Source organism: Neorhizobium alkalisoli, assembly GCF_002968635.1.
Taxonomy (GTDB): domain Bacteria; phylum Pseudomonadota; class Alphaproteobacteria; order Rhizobiales; family Rhizobiaceae; genus Neorhizobium; species Neorhizobium alkalisoli.
In genome coordinates this window covers 1-17,831 of sequence record NZ_PVBN01000011.1, presented here as the reverse complement: position 1 = coordinate 17,831, position 17,831 = coordinate 1, and the positions used below count along the sequence as shown (strand labels likewise).

General features: G+C 59.2%; 18 protein-coding genes and 1 pseudogene. 15 read left to right on the top strand and 4 right to left on the bottom strand.

Translation table 11 applies throughout. The features are described 5' to 3' along the window. Nucleotides 1–33: 33 nt before the first annotated feature. The 3 genes and pseudogenes from C5L13_RS21435 to C5L13_RS29640 all read right to left on the bottom strand — a co-directional run bounded on the left by C5L13_RS21435 (nucleotide 34) and on the right by C5L13_RS29640 (nucleotide 2,130). A complete protein-coding gene (locus C5L13_RS21435) occupies nucleotides 34–969 on the bottom strand; it encodes a dihydrodipicolinate synthase family protein (protein WP_105385304.1) in 936 nt (311 codons plus the stop codon). 19 nt (nucleotides 970–988) lie between these two features. After that, nucleotides 989–1,441 (bottom strand): annotated as a pseudogene (locus tag C5L13_RS21430) (oligopeptide/dipeptide ABC transporter ATP-binding protein); the annotation flags it as partial. 239 nt (nucleotides 1,442–1,680) lie between these two features. Then, the gene (locus C5L13_RS29640; RefSeq protein WP_407070459.1) at nucleotides 1,681–2,130 is read right to left on the bottom strand and encodes an N-formylglutamate amidohydrolase; all 450 of its coding nucleotides are present in this window, start codon (nucleotides 2,128–2,130) and stop codon (nucleotides 1,681–1,683) included. 166 nt (nucleotides 2,131–2,296) lie between these two features. Between C5L13_RS29640 and C5L13_RS21420 the strand changes: the two genes are divergently transcribed. The 4 genes from C5L13_RS21420 (at nucleotide 2,297) to C5L13_RS21405 (ending at nucleotide 4,851) form a co-directional block, all read left to right on the top strand. Beyond that, complete coding sequence (locus C5L13_RS21420; RefSeq protein WP_105385302.1) at nucleotides 2,297–2,491, top strand: type 2 periplasmic-binding domain-containing protein; 195 nt, start codon at nucleotides 2,297–2,299, stop codon at nucleotides 2,489–2,491. 78 nt (nucleotides 2,492–2,569) lie between these two features. Continuing rightward, on the top strand, nucleotides 2,570–3,385 hold the full coding sequence (locus C5L13_RS21415; protein ID WP_105385301.1) for an SDR family oxidoreductase: 816 nt from the start codon (nucleotides 2,570–2,572) through the stop codon (nucleotides 3,383–3,385). 76 nt (nucleotides 3,386–3,461) lie between these two features. Further along, nucleotides 3,462–4,448 (top strand): AraC family transcriptional regulator, encoded by a 987-nt coding sequence (locus C5L13_RS21410; protein ID WP_105385300.1) that lies wholly within the window; start codon nucleotides 3,462–3,464, stop codon nucleotides 4,446–4,448. 52 nt (nucleotides 4,449–4,500) lie between these two features. Continuing rightward, entirely contained in the window at nucleotides 4,501–4,851 is a 351-nt protein-coding gene (locus tag C5L13_RS21405; protein WP_105385299.1) for an AraC family ligand binding domain-containing protein, read from the top strand. Between the two features lie 226 nt (nucleotides 4,852–5,077). Here C5L13_RS21405 and C5L13_RS21400 read toward each other — a convergent pair whose 3' ends face one another. Then, nucleotides 5,078–5,218 carry a DUF1127 domain-containing protein gene (locus C5L13_RS21400; protein WP_105385298.1) on the bottom strand — a complete coding sequence of 47 codons (141 nt, stop codon included), beginning with the start codon at nucleotides 5,216–5,218 and terminating at the stop codon, nucleotides 5,078–5,080. Between the two features lie 292 nt (nucleotides 5,219–5,510). Here C5L13_RS21400 and C5L13_RS21395 point away from each other — a divergent pair, with 292 nt between their 5' ends. The 11 genes from C5L13_RS21395 to C5L13_RS21345 all read left to right on the top strand — a co-directional run bounded on the left by C5L13_RS21395 (nucleotide 5,511) and on the right by C5L13_RS21345 (nucleotide 17,822). Then, entirely contained in the window at nucleotides 5,511–6,701 is a 1,191-nt protein-coding gene (locus C5L13_RS21395) for an ABC transporter substrate-binding protein (RefSeq protein ID WP_105385297.1), read from the top strand. A gap of 21 nt (nucleotides 6,702–6,722) precedes the next feature. Further along, the gene (locus tag C5L13_RS21390) at nucleotides 6,723–7,595 is read left to right on the top strand and encodes a branched-chain amino acid ABC transporter permease (protein WP_105385296.1); all 873 of its coding nucleotides are present in this window, start codon (nucleotides 6,723–6,725) and stop codon (nucleotides 7,593–7,595) included. Between the two features lie 43 nt (nucleotides 7,596–7,638). Next, entirely contained in the window at nucleotides 7,639–8,625 is a 987-nt protein-coding gene (locus C5L13_RS21385; protein ID WP_105385295.1) for a branched-chain amino acid ABC transporter permease, read from the top strand. Continuing rightward, nucleotides 8,622–9,395, top strand: coding sequence for an ABC transporter ATP-binding protein (locus C5L13_RS21380; protein WP_105385294.1), 774 nt, complete (start codon nucleotides 8,622–8,624; stop codon nucleotides 9,393–9,395). Before C5L13_RS21385 ends, C5L13_RS21380 begins: the two co-directional genes overlap by 4 nt. Continuing rightward, nucleotides 9,385–10,128 carry a branched-chain amino acid ABC transporter ATP-binding protein gene (locus C5L13_RS21375; protein WP_105385293.1) on the top strand — a complete coding sequence of 248 codons (744 nt, stop codon included), beginning with the start codon at nucleotides 9,385–9,387 and terminating at the stop codon, nucleotides 10,126–10,128. The genes C5L13_RS21380 and C5L13_RS21375 overlap by 11 nt, the downstream gene beginning before the upstream one ends. Nucleotides 10,129–10,170: 42 nt before the next feature. Then, the gene (locus tag C5L13_RS21370; protein WP_105385292.1) at nucleotides 10,171–11,379 is read left to right on the top strand and encodes an aspartate transaminase; all 1,209 of its coding nucleotides are present in this window, start codon (nucleotides 10,171–10,173) and stop codon (nucleotides 11,377–11,379) included. A 75-nt stretch (nucleotides 11,380–11,454) separates the two neighbouring features. After that, nucleotides 11,455–12,393 (top strand): nitrogen assimilation transcriptional regulator NAC, encoded by a 939-nt coding sequence (gene nac / locus C5L13_RS21365; protein WP_105385291.1) that lies wholly within the window; start codon nucleotides 11,455–11,457, stop codon nucleotides 12,391–12,393. Nucleotides 12,394–12,542: 149 nt separating this feature from the next. Then, nucleotides 12,543–14,606: a hydantoinase/oxoprolinase family protein gene (locus tag C5L13_RS21360; RefSeq protein WP_105385290.1), complete on the top strand. Its 2,064-nt coding sequence runs from the start codon at nucleotides 12,543–12,545 to the stop codon at nucleotides 14,604–14,606. An 11-nt stretch (nucleotides 14,607–14,617) separates the two neighbouring features. After that, a complete protein-coding gene (locus C5L13_RS21355) occupies nucleotides 14,618–16,294 on the top strand; it encodes a hydantoinase B/oxoprolinase family protein (RefSeq protein WP_105385289.1) in 1,677 nt (558 codons plus the stop codon). Nucleotides 16,295–16,303: 9 nt separating this feature from the next. Then, a complete protein-coding gene (locus tag C5L13_RS21350) occupies nucleotides 16,304–17,107 on the top strand; it encodes an SDR family oxidoreductase (protein WP_105385288.1) in 804 nt (267 codons plus the stop codon). 13 nt (nucleotides 17,108–17,120) lie between these two features. Beyond that, entirely contained in the window at nucleotides 17,121–17,822 is a 702-nt protein-coding gene (locus tag C5L13_RS21345; protein WP_105385287.1) for an HpcH/HpaI aldolase family protein, read from the top strand. Nucleotides 17,823–17,831: the final 9 nt, after the last annotated feature.

Genomic DNA, 17,831 nt, shown 5'->3' with positions numbered 1-17,831 from the left:
GAGATCTGCCGCGCCATGTCCATCAAGGCATTCTCAGGTCACGAGGAATTCTTCGAGGTCCCGGCGGGCGACCTCCCGCAGTCTTGCCGCTTCGGAGGGTTCGATCGAGCGATAGGGCCAGCGCAGCCGGGTACCGATCGGTCCCCAGTTGCCGATAGCGCTCAGCAGTTTGTCGAGTGCGGCATTCGAATAGCCGGCATTCTGGCGGAATGGAACGATGTGTTCGTCCATAAAGCGGCAGATCAGCCGTTCCGCTTCCAACGCAGCCTCGAGATCATTTCGCATCAGATCAGTCCACCGCTGTGCGCCGCGGGGACTGAGGCAGGCGACATTCGAGAATGCGCCCGCGGCAACACCCTCTTTGATGCCGGTCGCCAGATGATGGCCAGGAATGAAGAGTGAGAACTCTTCTAGATGCGCTCGGGCTTCGGTATACCAATCCGCGCCGCCATCGGCGAGCTTGATCCCGACAAGATCAGGGCAGGGGGCGCAGATGTCTGCGAGTTCCCTGGGCGTCAGTACACGCTTGGAATGGGGCGGATTGTAAAGGATCAACGGGATTCCGTCTGCGGCATCGGATGCCCGCTTCAGGAAATCCAGGGCTTCGAGATCACCCAGCGGCCACCAGTCCGGAAGGATTACCTGGATCGCCATAGGCCTGAACGAGGTGGCGCGACGGACGCGGTCCAGCATGATCATTGCGTCCGGCTGGCACACGCCGATAACGAAGGGCATTCCAGCCTTCGCGCAGCGCTCCGCCAGCATGGACTGGATCCGGTCGAATTCCGCTTCAGTCTGGTTATGGAATTCGCCAGCCGTCCCGTTCGAATAGATGCCATCGACGCCGGCTGCGATCAGGATGTCGATTTCCTCGCCAAGCTTGTCGAAATTTATGCTGTCATCGGCCTCGATCGGCAGCAGAAGGCTTGCCCAGTTCCCGCCGATCGCATGCCGTCTTTTCGCTGTCACCGAATGCTCCTTTTGCCGCTCAATTCAGATCGTCCCGAATGCAGGCCTTGAAATGTCCCGGCGCCACTTCGCGCAGTTCCGGCACTGTGCTGGCGCAGGCGTCCAGCGCTTTCGGACAGCGGGTGCGGAAAACACAACCGCTCGGCGGATTGGCGGGGCTTGGAATGTCACCCTTCAATATCTGCCGGTCGCGCCGGGCATCCGGATCAGGTGAGGGGATCGCCGAGAGGAGCGCGCGTGTATAGGGATGCTGCGGCCTGGCGTAGAGGTCGGCGCTCGGTGCGACTTCCATGATCCGACCGAGATAGAGCACGATCACCCGGTCGCAGATATATTCGACCACCGCCAAATCATGCGAAATAAAAAGCATCGTGAGCCCAAGCCGCTGCTGCAGATCGCGCAGCAGGTTGATGACTTGAGCCTGGATGGAGACGTCGAGCGCCGAAACGGGCTCGTCGGCGACGATGAATTGTCAAGCGGCAAAGCCAATCAACTTCGCGGTTACTCTAGCCGAGGTTCGTCCGGGATTCTTCTTACTGGGAGGGCCGTACTTTACGCGCCAACGCTATAGGCAGACTACGGCAAACGAATTCTGTGCGAGGCGCGCTATTCTTAGCCAAGAAGTTGGTTGCGAGCTTATCCAAGGTCGAGCGCCCTTTGCTTGCTCTGTCGGGTGACGGGGTTCTAACGAGAGCCCGCTCCTTCACGGGTTCAGGGGGTGAGGGATGATGGTTTCCGCAAGGGATGGATCCCAGAGAAGCGAAAGCGATTTTGGTGCAGATCCGGGACTATCGCGTCTGGCTGAGGGCCTTGTCCAGATGGCACGTGATATCTCTCAGCTCCTGTGTTTAACATAGTCGCGCAGGAGTTCTCGAGCCTGGCGAGATTGGCCTTCAGTTCGCCCCAACCGGCGACCGTCTCGGTGGCCTCCTCGTGCATGTAGAGCTTGCGGTTGAGCTCGATCTGGATGCTATGGCGGTTTTTTGCCGGGGAGCTGTATGCCGAGACAGGCTTGGCGCCCTTGAAGCACATTGAGCGATACTGAATAGCCAACCTTCTAGCGTCTCGACGACCAGTTTCAAGAAATCTGGCTCGCTCGACAGGCCTTCGTAATCTCCGACCACGACATCCTTGCCGGACCTCGCGCCGATCCGCCGGCATGGAATGGCAGTTGACGTGATATACCCTGCCGAAGGCCGCATAGGTCTCGTCTATTGCATGTCCTGCCGCCGGTGATTTAGGACTTTCGAAAACGATATCCGGCGATGACTGTCGACGCGCAGGTGCTTGGCATGGCGCAGCGACTCGAAACTGCCAGAAAAGCAAGGTGCCGGCGGTCTTCATCCGCCCGACCAATCCGGCGGGCTTACTGAAGACCGAGCATATCCTACAGGAAGGAATCGTGGCGGTGCTGCCCAAAGATCATCGGATGGCGCAGACGGACGGCTTGACTGTGAAGGATTTTGCCGGCGAACCGATCATTACCTATGCCTCGACTGCTGAAGCGCTTGGCACGATCTGATAGTCGATTGGCATCTCTCGCCAGTGCGGACAATGCGGTCTGACCATATCTTGGGGTTCATCAGCGAAGGAGCACCCCATGATCAAGACCATCCTCATCACCGGCACCTCCAGCGGCCTCGGACGCGCCACGGCCAAGCTCTTCCACGAGAAGGGTTGGAATGTCATCGCCACGATGCGTACGCCCGAGCGGGAGACCGAACTGACGCAGCTCGACAATGTGCTGGTCACACGTCTCGACGTTCAGGATGCCTCTTCCATCCTGTCCGCGGTGGATGCCGGTCTCACAAGGTTTGGGCGCATAGACGCCCTGGTGAACAACGCAGGCTATGGGGCTTATGGCCCGCTGGAAGCCACTCCCTTGGAGAAAATCCGTCGTCAATTCGACGTTAACGTCCTCGGCCTGCTGGCGACGACACAGGCAGTGCTCCCTCACTTCCGCGCAAACCGCAGCGGCACCATCGTCAACGTCTCGTCGATTGGTGGGCGTATGGCCTTCCCGCTCGGTACGCTCTACCATGGCACAAAGTTCGCAGTGGAGGGCTTGTCGGAGTCGTTGCAGTACGAACTCGCGCCACTGGGCATCGCCGTCAAGGTCATCGAACCGGGCGGCATCAAGACCGACTTCGGCGGTCGCTCGTTCGACCTCAGCAACGATGAGAGCCTTACCGAATACCAGCCCCTCGTTCAGTCGTTGTTCGGCTTCTTCGGCCCGATGATGGAGAATGCCTCGGAGCCTGAACTTGTGGCCGAAGTGATCTACGGGGCTACCACCGACAGGACCGACCAGCTCCGCTATGCGGCAGGCGCAGATGCCGTTCACTTGATCGGCAACCGGCTTGCGGCCGACGACGCGACCTTTTTCGGCGACATGAAAGCTCAGTTCGGGCTTTGATCATCCCACACCGCTCCGCCCTATCTCCTGACGCGGAGCGATAGACACATGGCTCTGATCGATTCTAAGGTCTCCCATGCAAACGCTCAGCTACGCTCTCGACACGACCTGGCGCACCTTGCTCGCTGACCTCGGCCTCGTGCCCGCGAATGTGCTTCGCCGTGCCGGACTACCGGACGATCTGCTAAACCAGCCTTCGGTACGGCTTGTGCCGGAGGACTATTATCTCCTCTGGGAGAGCGTCGTAACGGAGAAGGGCGACCCGCTCTTTCCTATTCGCCTTTGCCAGGCTGTCCGCAGCGAGTCCTTTTCTCCGCCCCTGTTCGCCGCCTTGTGCAGCCCCAATCTACTCGTGGCTGCCCAGCGGGTCTCCAAGTACAAAAGGCTCATCGGACCTATGCAGATGGAGGTGCGCGAAGACCGTGACGCAGTGGCGATAACGTTCGCCTGGCAAGCCGGGCCGCCGCCTCCGGTGTCGCTGGTGACAATGGAACTGCTGTTCTGCGTCACTCTTGCGCGGATAGGCACTCGCGAAGAAATCCATCCTGTAGATGTCACGACGACCGATCTGCCGTCGCCGATCGCTCCCTACGAAGATTTCCTGGGCGCTCGACTCCGCCGCGGCGCCGGCCATGTCGTCAGGTTCACAAAGTCCGATGCGATCCGCCCGTTCCTGACGTCGAACGAGCCGCTTTGGGCGGCATTCGAGCCCGACCTTCGCCAGCGTCTGGCGAACCTCGACGCCTCGGTGAGTGTGGCGAAGCGTGTCAGGGCAGCACTTCACGAGGCCATCCCGAGCGGCCTGACGACGATGGAGGCTATCGCCAAGAAATTGGCGGTAAGCAAGCGCACTCTCCAGCGCCGCATCGAAGCCGAGGGTACGAGCTTCCAGCAGATTCTGAAGGAGACGCGGGAAGCTCTGGCACGCCACTATCTTGCCAATACCGCGCTTCCCGCATCGGAGATTTCATTCCTCCTGGGCTTCGATGAGCCCAACTCCTTTTATCGGGCTTTCAGGAGCTGGACCGGAAAAACCCCCGACAGTATCCGGCAACGTGCCTAGTTGCGATAAGGCGCGCACTACATCACCCCACACGTATCAGAGGAGAAAGACGATGAAGGTCCGGAAGTTCGCAATCGCCGACGCGTCGTTGGAGCGTTCCCCCGGCCAACAGGCAGATGTGTTTGTCGGCAATCTGGTGGACGAGCAGCACGGCGGACCGATCACCGTGGGCTATGGACGCTACGCGCCCGGCCAGAGCCTATCCGAGACGATGGCCGTCGATGACGTCATGATCGTTCTGGAAGGTAGGCTTTCGGTCGTGACAGACGCCGGAACGGTGACAGCTGGGCCTGGCGAGATCGTGTATATGCCCAAAGGTGAAGCGGTGACCATCCGCTCGCACGAAGAGGGCGCGGTTACCGCCTATGTCACCTATCCGCATTGGCGGCAGGAACATCGGTAAGCTACATCCGCGTAGCGGCAGGCGGTCAGCAGGCAGGGAGCGGTCGTCCTTGCTGATGGTACCGGTTCCTTCTGCGCACAGATCGACGTCGCCTTCCAGCCGCGGGTCCGGAAAAACCTCAGGCACCGTCTTTTCGGATCATGCCTGCTTTTTAGTCTCACAGGATCAGGTCGCTTCGCCGTGGATTGGTGTTCTATCCACGGCAACAGCACCGGTCCTTTTGCAGCTACAGACGGCCTTCTACAGCCGCACGAATGCTTGAGCGCGACACGCCGAGATCTTCAAGGGCGCGGTCATCAAGAGCCGCAAGCTCTCGCATTGCGCGCTGCATTTGGGTCAATCTTTTGATTCTCTCACGAAGTTTCATCTATATCTCCTTGGGCACTCTCTGACGCGTATGTAAGCGTTCTAATGCCTCAAAAGTATGCATTTGCTTGCATGGGAGGCGTGCGAAATCCTCTCGGCTTCCAGCGCATTGCCAATACCCAGTGTCGCCATAAGGAAACCCTATAGCGGCAGAAAGGAGTTGTGTTGGCCAAGAGGAGGTGCATGAACCTACTGTGACAGGAGGAGCAGCTTTAAGGCTGCCCAAAAAGAACCGCCAAAGCGGCAATTGCGGCCGGCATGAGCCGGACGTCATCCGAACACGGAGTGGGAACATGACACATACAATTACGCGCAGAATGCTTTGCATCTCCACCGCAATTCTTACCATCGCTGGCGCGGTGCCGTTGGTGACTGGCGCCGCGCAGGCCGCCGATAGCATCAAGCTCGGCATCGTCGCTCCCATGAGCGGCCCGAATGCGCGTTATGGTGCGTTTTCGATGCGCGGTGCTGAGCTTGCGGTCAAAGATATCAATGATGCCGGCGGCGTCGATGGGATGAAGATCGAGCTCTTCAACGCAGACAGCCAGGGAACTCCGGTTGAGGGCGTGTCGGCCACGCGTCGCCTGATCGACCAGGATGGCGTCGACTTCATCATCGGCGATGTATCCAGTTCGGTGACACTCGCCATGCAACCCGTCGCGGAAGATGCTGAAGTACTACTGCTAAATGCCGCGTCATCGAACCCGAAGATCACCTATCAGGCTGGTGTCGGTGGTTTCAAATGGACCTACCGCAACTATCCGACAGACGAGAACCGCGCGCTCATCGTTGCCAAATACGCTGCCGAACAGCGGAGCTTTACCAAGTTCGCGGTGCTTTCGGTCGACAGCGACTATGGCCGCTCCGCCATAACCTTCACAAAGAAATATCTGCCTGATTTCAAGGGGCAGATCCTCAGCGAAGACTACTACAAGGAAGGCGAAGTCGATTTCCGCAGCGTTCTCGCCAAGATCCGCGACAATGGCGCTCAGGCAATCATCATGTATGGTCTTGCCGACACCACGCCAATCGTCGCGCGGCAGATGATCGAACTCGGGTTGGCTGGCAAGGTCACCCTGATCGGCAACGGCGAGTTTAATACAGAAAAGACCATCAAGTCTGCCCCGTCCGCGCTTGAGGGCGCCGTCGAAGCTGCGGCGTGGCTCCCGGCATTCGACTCCCCGGCAAGCAAGGCGTTCGTCGAGAAGTTCACGACCACCTACAAGGAAGCGCCGAACAATCACGCCTATGTTCACTGGGATACGGTCAATCTTCTTGCCGCGGCGGTCAAACAAGCCGGCAGCGCTGACAAGGAGAAGGTTCGCGACGCACTTTCGAAGATCAAGTACAAGAGCCCGGTTGGCGACGTCAGCTTCGACGATCACAACCAGGCCCGTCTGCCGATGATCCTGCTGCAGATAGAGAACGGCAAGCCGAGCATCAAAGGTGCATATACGGCGGACATCCAATATCCTGCCAAGTAATGTGCCGGGAGGGATATTGCCATGTTCTCGACCGTTCTCGAGCAGTTTGTAAATGGGATCGTGACCGGTTCCGTTTACGCGATCGTCGCTGTCGGAATGACCATGATCTTCGGCGTTCTGAGAGCGATCAACTTTGCTCACGGTGAATATTACATGCTCGGCACGTTCGGGGCGTGGTTTGCGATCGACTACCTCGGTCTCTCCTATGAAGCGTCAATCGTGGTGGGAGTCTTGGCGACTGTCGTCGTCGCCTATGTGATCGGGCAACTGGTCATGCGCCGCATGGTGGGCGCCCCGGCGGAATCCGGGGTGCTCGCGACACTTGGCATCGCACTTATCCTTCAGAATGCCATCATTTTTGTCTTCGGCGGAGGCTACAAGTTCTTCGCCGGAGGCTATATCGAGCCGGTTTCGATCCTGGGTTTCAGTCTGGCGCAGCAGAGAATCCTGATCCTGGTCGTTTGTCTTCTGGTCTTTGTCGGGCTGGAACTGATGGTCACCTACAGTCGGCTTGGGATGGCCATGCGCGCGGTCTCCCAAAATGTGGATTGCTGCGGGGTCGTTGGCATCGATGTGCCCCAGGTCGTGCTTCGGACGTTCATCCTTGGCGCGGCACTTGCTGCTCTCTCAGGTGTTTTAACTGCGCCAGTCAATGTCAGCGTCTATGGCGGCATGGGTGAGTTGATCACTTTCAAGACGCTGCCGATCATCATCATGGGTGGGTTGGGAAATGTCCGCGGCACATTCTTTGCCGCGATGATCCTCGGCGTCGCCGAGAGTCTGGTCGCTACCTACGTCGGTCTGCAGTTCCGCGATACCGTTGGCTTTGCCACGCTGATCCTGATGCTGATGTGGCGACCGCATGGCCTCTTTTCGACGCAGGCGCGCTTCTAGGAGCTGCTCCCGCCGAACTTTCTCAAACTTCTGAGGACCCGACATGTCTCTCACGGAAACCGCTCAGCAGGCACGCAGGCGCGACTACCGCATTCCACTCGCCGCAGTCCTAGTGGTCGTAGCGCTCGCCGCGCCGTTCATCGGGAGCCGTTATGTAACCCACTCTCTGATCATCGCCCTGATCTTTATGCTTCCGGCACACGGGCTGAACCTGCTCGTAGGCTATACCGGTCTGCTATCCTTGGCTCAGGCTGCATTTTTCGGCATCGGAGCCTATACGGCAGGCCTTCTCGCCGTCACCTACGGGACATCGTTCTACGTCAATCTGATCGCATCCGGCCTTGTTACGGGCGCAATTGCGCTTCCGCTCGGCATCCCGGCCCTGCGTCTCCGTTCGACGTCCTTCGTGATGTGTACGCTGGGCTTCGTGATTATCGGTCAGGCCATTTCCAAGAACTGGATCTCGCTCACTCGCGGGGACATGGGCCTCTCAGGTATTCCAAAGCCCTATTTCGAGCTGGGTCCGCTGTCGTTCACCTTGAGCGGGACGACGAATTTCTACTATCTCGCTTTGATTATCGGAGCCATGGCAACTCTTGCGGCATGGGCGATCGTCAGGTCCCCCGCCGGACGCAACATGGTCGCAATCCGGGAGAACGAAATCCTGGCCGAGTCTTTGGGCGTTCCGACCTGGCACTACAAATTGATCGTCTTCATGATCAGCGCGGTATTCGCGGGAGTCGGGGGCTGCCTCTATGCCTATTACCTGTCTGTCGTCAGTCCGCTGACCTTTCAGATGTACTATTCGACCACGATGCTCATCATTGTGCTTGGCGGCGGCGCGGGTATGATTTCAGGAACCGTATTCGGCAGCCTTCTCTTCGTCGGGCTCACCGAAGCGCTGCGCATCACGCCCGAACTGCGCATGATCGCCTACGGCCTTTGCCTCCTGATTCTGGTCTTCTGGTTCAAGAACGGTTTCGCGCCGCTCATCAACCGGTTCTGGAACGCGATCGGCGGTGCGAGATGACAGGTCATCTTCCCATTCTCGAGATCAAGAATCTCAGCAAGTCCTATGGTGCGGTGAAGGCTGTCAATGATGTCAGCATTCACGTTGACCGAGGTGAGATCACCGGACTGATCGGTCCGAACGGTTCTGGAAAATCAACCTTCTTCGACTGCAGCACTGGCCTTGCCAGACCGGATACGGGCAAGATCGTCCTAGATGGACAGGACATAACGGGCTGGTCGTTGAACCGGATTGCACGGGAGGGCCGCATGTTGCGGTCGTTTCAGAAGACGGTGACTTTCAAGGCTCTCGACGTTGAAGAAAACCTCGTCATCGCGGGGCAGATGTTCACGTTCCCGTCCATCGCCACCACTTTCGGCCTCGGAAAGATGTCCCGGCAGCGCATCCAAGGCCTCAGGGAAAGAGCCCGGGATCTCATCAAGATGGCGGGTCTTTGGGATGTCCGCCACCAACCGGCAGGCAATCTGTCTGGAGGGCAGCAAAAGCTCATCCAGTTCGCATCCATGCTGATGCCGGAGCCGAAGCTGATCCTCCTGGATGAGCCGATGGCAGGCATCAATCCGAAGATCATCGAACGCGTCGTCGACACCATTCTTTATGCAAACAAGTCGCTTGGTGTGAGTTTCCTGGTCATCGAGCACAATATCGACGTCGTGACCAGCATCTGCCAGCGTGTCATCGTGCTCGATCAGGGAGCTAAGCTCGTCGAAGGCTTGCCGCAGGACATCATTCAGGACCGACGCGTCAGGGAGGCTTATCTTGGAGGCTAGTTCGAACCTTTTGATCCGCGGCCTGCGCGCAGGTTATGGCAATCTGGATATTCTCAACGGCGTCGATCTCGATGTGCCGGCGGGACAGTTTTTGGCTCTCATGGGCCCGAACGGGGCGGGCAAGTCGACATTGCTCAAGACCCTCTACGGCATGACGACCATCAAGCACGGCGACATCGATTGGCGTGGCACGAACATCGCGGGCTACAAGTCGCGGGCCATTCTGGGCGAGGGCATTTCCTTCGTACCCCAGGGCCGCTGCAACTTCCCGGTCATGACCGTCGACGAAAATCTTCAGATGGCAGCCTATACGATCCGTGACGCCAAGGTGAAGGCGGACCGGGACTACGTCTACGACCTCTTTCCCATCCTCAAGAAACGTCGCGCGACGCTTGCCGGCAACATGTCGGGCGGTGAGCAACAGTTGCTGGAAGTAGCCATGGCGGTTCTTCAGCGCCCTAAGGTGCTGCTGGTTGACGAACCCTCGGTTGGGCTTTCGCCTGCCGCGATCGGCATCGTATTCGACGAGCTTCTTCGCCTTCACGCGGCAGGCATGACCATCCTGCTTGTCGAGCAGAACACCAAGAAAGCCATGGAAGTCGCCCAACGCGCGGTGATCCTGCGGCTTGGAAAAGTCATCTGGGATGGACTGCCAGCAGACATCACCCATGACGAACTTGGCGAACTTTTCCTCACCGGCAAGATGCGGGGCGAGACCGAAGCCGCCCATTGACGGCGATTTCGCCGCTTAAAATTTGAAATCAAGGAGCTTTCCATGAGCACTTTTGTGCCTGCATCACGTGTGTCCAGAATAAAGATTTCGCCAAGCACGGCCGCCGCCGCTCGCGCCCGCGAACTGAAAGCTGCCGGGCGCGACATCGTTGATCTCACCGTCGGTGAGCCGGACTTCGACACGCCTGATAACGTCAAAGCCGCCGCCCATGCGGCGATCGACCGTGGAGAAACGAAATATACGCCTGTCAACGGCACGCCGGCCCTGCGCAAGGCGATCATTGGCGACTTCCAGCGGCGTCTGGGCCTTGGCTATGCCGACAATGAAATATGCGTTGGCGGTGGTGCAAAGCAGATATTGTTTCTCGCGCTGATGGCGAGCGTGGAGAACGATGCGGAAGTGATCATTCCGGCACCATACTGGGTATCCTATCCCGATATGGTGATCGCCAACGAGGGCAGGCCGGTCATCGTCGAATGCCCGCAGGAAGCAGGCTTCAAGCTGACGCCGCAATCACTGGAGGCTGCGATCAGGCCAAAAACCATGTGGCTCATTCTCAACGCGCCGTCCAACCCGACAGGCGTCGCCTACAGCCGCAGCGAACTCGAAGCGCTGGGCGAGGTATTGCTCCGTCATCCCCATGTGCTGGTGCTATCGGACGATATCTACGACCAGGTCTGGTTCAAGGACGAGCCGATGACCACGCTGGTCGCGGCCGTTCCGGCGCTCAAGGAGCGTGTTCTCCTCACCAACGGCGTTTCCAAGTCCTACGCGATGACCGGATGGCGCATCGGATATGCAGCCGGTCCTGCCCCATTGGTGGCCGCTATCAACAAGCTGCAGTCGCAGATGTCGTCCTGCCCCTCTTCGGTCAGTCAGGCTGCGGCGGCCTACGCTCTCGCCAGCGATCAGAACTTCATTTCCGAAAGCGTGCAGGTGTACAAGGAACGCCGCGACTATGCCTGCGCCCGGTTAAACGCGATCTCTGGCCTCTCATGCGTGATTCCGGATGGCGCCTTCTACCTTTATCCCAATTGTGGTGGAGTAATCGGCAAAACGACGCCGGACGGCAAGACCATCGAAACCGATCTCGACTTCGTCCTCTATCTCCTGGATGGCGTCGGCGTGGCCGCATTGCAGGGAGCTGCCTACGGGCTATCCCCTTATTTCCGTCTTTCCTTCGCCACTTCGATGGAAGTCATCAGGGAAGCCTGTGACAGAATCGAACGCGCGGTAAAGGCGCTGCGGTAGCATTGGTCCCTCCGGCAGGAGGGGTTGCAAAGCCGCTCCTGCTGGCCTTAGGTTCCGAGGAAAGGCATTGGAACCATGAGCGTCGATTTCAAGAAACTCAAAAGCTTCGTCAAGATCATCGACACGGGAAGCGTTTCCCGCGCGGCAAGCATCCTCCGTGTCGCGCAGCCGGCGCTTTCGCAACAGATCGCTTCCCTCGAAGCACATTTCAAGCACCAGCTTCTGATCCGGAGTAATGTGGGGATCGCTCCGACGGAGGCCGGCTTGATCCTCTACCGTCATGCGCAGATCATGCTCAAGCAGATCGATCAGGCGCAGATCGATATCGACCAGTCGGCCAAATCCGTTGCAGGCCGTGTTTCCATCGGGCTTGCCACCTATTCCTCCTCCAGCGCGCTCTCCCTGCCGCTGCTCAAGGAGATGAAGGCGAAGTTTCCGCAGATCATCGTCCATATCAACGACAGTTTCGGGCATATCCTAAGCGAGCTGATCATGACCGGGAAGATGGACATGGCGCTGATCTATACGGCCAATCCCATCAAGGGGGTAACGCTTCAGCCTCTCTTCCGGGAAGAGATGTTCCTTGTGTCGCCGGCGGAGATGGCGCTTCCTGGCGCTCCCGGAACACCCCTTCCGTTATCGGCCCTCAACGGGCTGCCGCTCCTTCTCCCGAGCAAGTCACATTTCCTGCGCCGACTGATCGACGATGCCCTCAACCGGGCACGCTCTACACCCGACGTGATATCCGAAGTCGAATCGGTGCCGGCGCTTGGGGCGGCCGTCCTGGACGGTCTAGGGTCGACCATTCTGCCTGCTTCCGTGGTGACGGAGACCTCAAGTTTTGGGGGAGCTCAGGTGCGTCCTCTAACGACGCCTGTGATCGACGCCACCGTTTCGCTCTGCGTTTCGGACCATCTGCCGCTGTCGGAGCCTGCGCTGGCGGCACGGTCCGTACTTCTGGATATCGTCGGCAAACTCCTGAGCAGCCACCATCAGGGCATTCGCTCCATCTGAATCCGTCATAAGCAAACTCTATAGCGGCAGACGGTAGTTGTGTTGGCCAATGCAAGTCACCCTCGCCTAACCTCATGACAGATAACGGGTCGGAAGCAGTGGACCCGAATTGCAGCGCATATTTGCTGTTTAAGTCGTTCGAGGGAAATATGGCAAAACTGGCTTTCGATACCGGCGGTACATTTACCGATTTCGCGCTCCTGGACGACAAGGGTGACCTTCACCTCCATAAAGTCTTGAGCACGCCGGAAAATCCCGCCAGGGCCGTTGTACAAGGCGTCTCTGAACTGCTGGAAAAATTCGCCGATGTCATCTCGGTCGAAAACCTGCAGGTACTGGGCGCGACGACCGTCGTTACCAATGCCGTGCTCGAGCGCAAAGGTGTCGAAACCGGGTTCGTCACCACCGATGGCTTCCAGGACATGCTGCGCATCCGCAACGAGGGGCGTTACGATCTATACGACCTCAATATCAAATATCCCGATCCGCTGGTGACGCGTTCGAACAGCTTTGGTGCCCAGGAGCGTATAGCGGCCGACGGTTCGGTAGTGACTGAGCTCAAGGAAGAAACGGTTCGCGAAATCGCCGGGCGCTTGAAGGAAAAAGGCATTCGTTCTGTCGCCGTATGCCTTCTGCACGCCTACAAGTACCCGCAGCATGAGCAGCGTGTTGCAGCGCTCCTTCGGGAGGAAGATCCGGACATCTTCGTGTCACTGTCCTCCGACGTGTGTCCGGAGATGCGTGAGTTTGACCGGGCGTCGACGACTGTCGTCAACGCTTACACCCGCCCGCAGATGGCAGGTCACGTAGCGCACCTGCAGCGGGAATTTGCCACGAAGGGCATCGATCGTCAGGTCCTCTGGATGACGTCGTCCGGCGGGTTGGTGCCGAGCCGCCGTGCCGCCGAGCTGCCCGTTCGACTTATCGAGTCCGGCCCTGCGGCAGGCGCCGTGGCAGCCGCAGAATTCGGCCGCACGGCCGGTGAAAAAAGCGTGCTCTCCTTTGATATGGGCGGCACGACGGCCAAGCTCTGCCTGATCCCCAATGGTGAACCAAATGTCGGTACCGATCTGGAGGTCGCGCACTATCAGCGCTTCCGAAAGGGCTCGGGGTTCCCGCTGAAGATCCAGTCGATCCAGATGATCGAGATCGGCGCAGGCGGTGGCTCTATCGCGGCGAAGAATTCCCTCGGCCTGCTCGATGTTGGCCCGCACTCGGCCGGCGCGATGCCGGGGCCGGCCGCCTACCAGCGCGGCGGCACTCAGCCGACCGTCACCGACGCAGACATTCTTCTAGGATACATGGGCACCGAATCCTTCGTCGGCGGCTCGTTCAAGGTTTCAAAGGACGCTGCTCATGAAGCAATGGCGAAACTCGCAGTCTCGCTCGAAGTCACGGTTGAGCGTTGTGCTTGGGGCATTCATGACCTCGTCAACGAATCCATGAGCAAAGCGGCCGCTATGCATGCGACCGACCTAGGTGTCGATCCCCGCTCGTTGCCGATGGTGGCGTTTGGCGGGGCAGGGCCTGTACACGCCTACGGTATCGCCCGGAAACTTGGCATCAGCAAAGTGATTTGCCCAACCGGGGCGGGCGTCAGCTCGGCCATCGGGCTGCTGATCGCTCCGGTGGCCGTCGATCTTTCGGTCAGCCATCCGATGGCGGTCGATGCCTGGGATCTCGACGCGATGAACCAACTGCTGGACGATCTGGCGGAGCAGGGCGCCGAGGTGGTGTCGGCAGCCGGCGTCGCCAAGGAGACGATTACCAACCGCTATACGGTGGACATGCGCCACGTCGGTCAAGGGCATGAGATCACCGTGGTTCTGCCTGACCGCAATCAGTCGGGGGAAGAGTTCCTCAGGCAGCTTCGCGACAGCTTCTTCAAGCTGTACCGTGAACTGTTTGGACGCACCGTTGCCGCTCCGCTGGAAGTCATTACCTGGCGCTTGCGGGCAAGCGGTAAAAAGGACGAAGTCACCCGCCCGCACGAGGCAGTCGTTGCCGATGCCAGGAAGGGCAGTCGGCAGGTCTTCTTCCAGGAGATCGGCAGCTACACCGAAACTGCGGTCTACGACCATTACAAGCTCCCGGTCGGACAGGAGGTCAAAGGACCGGCGATCGTCGAGCAGCGTGAATCAACCGCGGTCGTCGGCCCGAGCGGTGTCTTCCACGTGGATGCCTATGGCAACCTCGTGATCAACATTCTCTAAGGGGTGCCCAGATGTCGAAACCCGCCACCGATTACAACGACCCGATCAATCTGCAAGTGATGTGGAATCGCCTGATCTTCATCGCAGACCAGGCAGACAACGTCCTCGGCAAGACGGCCTTTTCTCCGATCGTTCGTGAAAACCACGACTACGTGACCGTCTTGCTTGACAGCAAGGGCCGTGCCTTGGCGCAATGTACGTGGTCGATCCCTGTCTTCATCACCTCCCTGCCGGCCGCGGCTCAGAAATATTTTCTGCCGAAATTCCCGGTTGAAACACTGGACGAAGGCGACGTGCTGGCAACCAACGATCCCGAGATCGGGACTGGCCATCTTCCTGACGTGACGATGATCACGCCGATCTTCAAGAACGGCAAGGTCGTCGCCTATGCAGGCTCTATCGCGCACCTTCCCGACATCGGTGGCGCCCCGCTGCATTCCGAAGCGAGCGACATCTTTGCCGAAGGTATCCGTTTCCCGATCGTGAAGCTGCTCAAGGCCGGTGTTCCCAACCAGGACGTGTTTGAAATCATCGAGGCATCCGTCCGTCTTCCCACCGAAGTACGAGGCGATCTTGAGTCGATGATTGCGGCCAACAACGTCATGGGCCGTGAACTGGTCAAGTTCCTGGAGGAGTACGGTCTCGATGACGTCGAAGGCTTGGCCGCAGCGATCCATAGCCGTTCGGAGGCCCAGACCCGAAAAGCGATCCGCGACTGGCCGAACGGTACATACAGCGCGGAAGTCCTTCTGGATGGATACGACGTCGACGTGAAACTGAAGGCTTCGGTCATCGTCAGCGATGACTCGGTCCACGTCGACTACACAGGCACCTCCGATCAGGTTCTGCACTCGATCAATTGCCGGACCAACTACCGTTATGCCCATTCGGTATATGCGCTGAAATGCCTGCTTGATCCCGAAACGCCGAACAACGAAGGCTGCATCGTCCCGATCAGTGACGAGGCGCCGCTCGGCAGCATCCTCAATCCGCAGCAGTGGACGGCGGGAAATTCGCGCAACCTGATCGGGCACGTCATTCCGTCGCTCATCTTCAAGGCGCTCGAAGGCGTCGTGCCGAACAAGGTCATGGGTGATAGCGGTGGTGCGCCGATCTGGGCGGCCAATTGTGTCGGTCAGCGCAATGACGGCACCCAGTACGGGTCCGTCCAGAATTTCCACGGAGGGCAGGGCGCGCGCTCTGAGTTCGACGGCCTCGACACGCTGAGCTTCCCGTCGAACTGCAAGGTGACGGCGATCGAGATGTTCGAGGTTGCGGTTCCCGTGCTGACGGAACGCAAGGAGCTGATCGCAGATTCAGGCGGTGCCGGAAAACACCGCGGGGGCCTCGGCCAACGGGTTGTCCTGCGCAATCTCGGAAAAAATCCGATGAGCATCTATCTCGCGTCCGAGCGGGTCCGTCATCCCTGCTTCGGCGTTGTCGAAGGTCAGAGCGGATCTGCGGGAAAGGTCATGAAGGAGGGCAAACCGCACTTCCCGAAGGGGAAGATCGTCCTGAAGACCGGTGAGCAGCTCGAGGTAGAGACACCGGGAGGCGGTGGCTGGGGTCGTGCGAGCGAACGGTCGCCCAAGCTGATCGAGCAGGATCTTTCTGAGAACCTCGTCACGGCAAAGGCCGCGAAGGAGATTTACGGCTATTCTGGTCCTGTTGCAGTTGCCGCGGAATAGGGGACAGACATGGGACTTCTGGATGGGAAAATCGCCCTGGTAACAGGGGCCGGCTCGGGGATCGGTCGCGAGACCGCACTGCTCCTGGCGAAGGACGGGGCCACCGTCGTTCTGACGGGGCGTCGGCTCGAACCATTACGGGAGGTTGCTGCTCTGATCGAAAAGGGGGACGGCAAGGCCGTGGCGCGGACCCTTGATATCGAGTCCCGGGATGAGATTTTCGATGCCGTTCGGTGGATCAAGGATAGCATCGGGCTCGTTGACATTCTGGTGAACAATGCGGGTAGTGCAAGCAAGGTCCTGAACGCGCGCTTCCTCAGCGAGGCCGAATGGAATTCGACCATCAACGTCAATCTGACGGCGGTGTTCAACCTCACACAGGCAGTCCTTCCGGACATGATTGCGAAAGGCGAGGGGACAATCATCACGGTATCGTCTCTGGCCGTGGTCAACCCGAACCTTCTCGGCGGCGCAGCCTACGGCGCCGCGAAGGCCGGTGTGAAGAACTTCATGACCTTCTTGCACAACACGTATCGCAACCAGGGCGTCCGGGCCACGACGATCCTGCCGGGAGAGACGAACACGCCGATCATGGACAACCGGGCGCGGCCTCCGCTGAAGGAGGAGCGCGCGGTCATGATGGATCCCCATGACGTTGCCCGCGCGATTGCGCTTTGCGCCAGCCTCAACAAGAGCGCGGTCATCCCCGAGCTGCACATCTGCCCGACACACATGCGCGACACTTCCGCCGACATCGAAGCCGCACGTTGGGTCGGAGCCCCGGCAGATACGCCGGATTTGCCGAAAAAATAACTGGGAGGATTTCATGAACGGAGCGCGATTGCGTTCGCGGCTCTTGGCCGGCGAAGCGATTACGATGTACACGCCGCATCATTCGTCGTCGGGCCTTGCGGCGCGTCTGGTGGAACTCGGGGCAGATTCCGTGTTCGTCGACTGCGAACACGGTACCTGGAGTTTCGAAGACGTGCGGATGACCGCCCAGATCGTTCGGTCCGTGGGTGGAGCGGCGATCATTCGTCCGCACTCCCACGAGCGGCCCGTCATCATCCGGTATCTGAACGCGGGAGCCGACGGAATCATGGTTCCGATGGTGGACACGGCGGAGCAGGCTCGCGCCGTGGTTGATGCCGTCCGCTACGCTCTTCCATCTGACTACGACAAACGCCTCGTGGTGGCGATGATCGAGACAGTCGACGCCATCGGCAACCTCGACGAGATGCTGAAAGTCGAGGGTATCGACGTCTTCTTCATCGGTCCCGGCGATCTCTCTCAAAATATGGGTTATCCGCCCGCGCCGCCGTTCGGCGAGCCGCGCCCTGCTGTCGTCATGGAGAAAGTCGCAGTTGCAGTCGACAAGATTCGCGCCGCGGGCAAGATCGCCGGCACGCTGGCGACCGCCGACGAACTGCCGCATTGGCTGGAGAAGGGCGTCCAGTTCTTCTACGTCCACACCGATCCCTTCCTGCGTCGCGGGATTGCGGGCATCAAGCTGACACTTGCGCGATAGGAGGTGGAG

Excerpts from the sequence above, each read along its gene's own strand:
- C5L13_RS29640 (WP_407070459.1), bottom strand. The coding sequence starts at position 2,130 with ATGCCGGCGGATCGGCGCGAGGTCCGGCAAGGATGTCGTGGTCGGAGA.
- C5L13_RS21415 (WP_105385301.1), top strand. The coding sequence starts at position 2,570 with ATGATCAAGACCATCCTCATCACCGGCACCTCCAGCGGCCTCGGACGC.
- C5L13_RS21410 (WP_105385300.1), top strand. The coding sequence starts at position 3,462 with ATGCAAACGCTCAGCTACGCTCTCGACACGACCTGGCGCACCTTGCTC.
- C5L13_RS21405 (WP_105385299.1), top strand. The coding sequence starts at position 4,501 with ATGAAGGTCCGGAAGTTCGCAATCGCCGACGCGTCGTTGGAGCGTTCC.
- C5L13_RS21400 (WP_105385298.1), bottom strand. The coding sequence starts at position 5,218 with ATGAAACTTCGTGAGAGAATCAAAAGATTGACCCAAATGCAGCGCGCA.
- C5L13_RS21395 (WP_105385297.1), top strand. The coding sequence starts at position 5,511 with ATGACACATACAATTACGCGCAGAATGCTTTGCATCTCCACCGCAATT.
- C5L13_RS21390 (WP_105385296.1), top strand. The coding sequence starts at position 6,723 with ATGTTCTCGACCGTTCTCGAGCAGTTTGTAAATGGGATCGTGACCGGT.
- C5L13_RS21385 (WP_105385295.1), top strand. The coding sequence starts at position 7,639 with ATGTCTCTCACGGAAACCGCTCAGCAGGCACGCAGGCGCGACTACCGC.
- C5L13_RS21380 (WP_105385294.1), top strand. The coding sequence starts at position 8,622 with ATGACAGGTCATCTTCCCATTCTCGAGATCAAGAATCTCAGCAAGTCC.
- C5L13_RS21370 (WP_105385292.1), top strand. The coding sequence starts at position 10,171 with ATGAGCACTTTTGTGCCTGCATCACGTGTGTCCAGAATAAAGATTTCG.
- nac (WP_105385291.1), top strand. The coding sequence starts at position 11,455 with ATGAGCGTCGATTTCAAGAAACTCAAAAGCTTCGTCAAGATCATCGAC.
- C5L13_RS21360 (WP_105385290.1), top strand. The coding sequence starts at position 12,543 with ATGGCAAAACTGGCTTTCGATACCGGCGGTACATTTACCGATTTCGCG.
- C5L13_RS21355 (WP_105385289.1), top strand. The coding sequence starts at position 14,618 with ATGTCGAAACCCGCCACCGATTACAACGACCCGATCAATCTGCAAGTG.
- C5L13_RS21350 (WP_105385288.1), top strand. The coding sequence starts at position 16,304 with ATGGGACTTCTGGATGGGAAAATCGCCCTGGTAACAGGGGCCGGCTCG.
- C5L13_RS21345 (WP_105385287.1), top strand. The coding sequence starts at position 17,121 with ATGAACGGAGCGCGATTGCGTTCGCGGCTCTTGGCCGGCGAAGCGATT.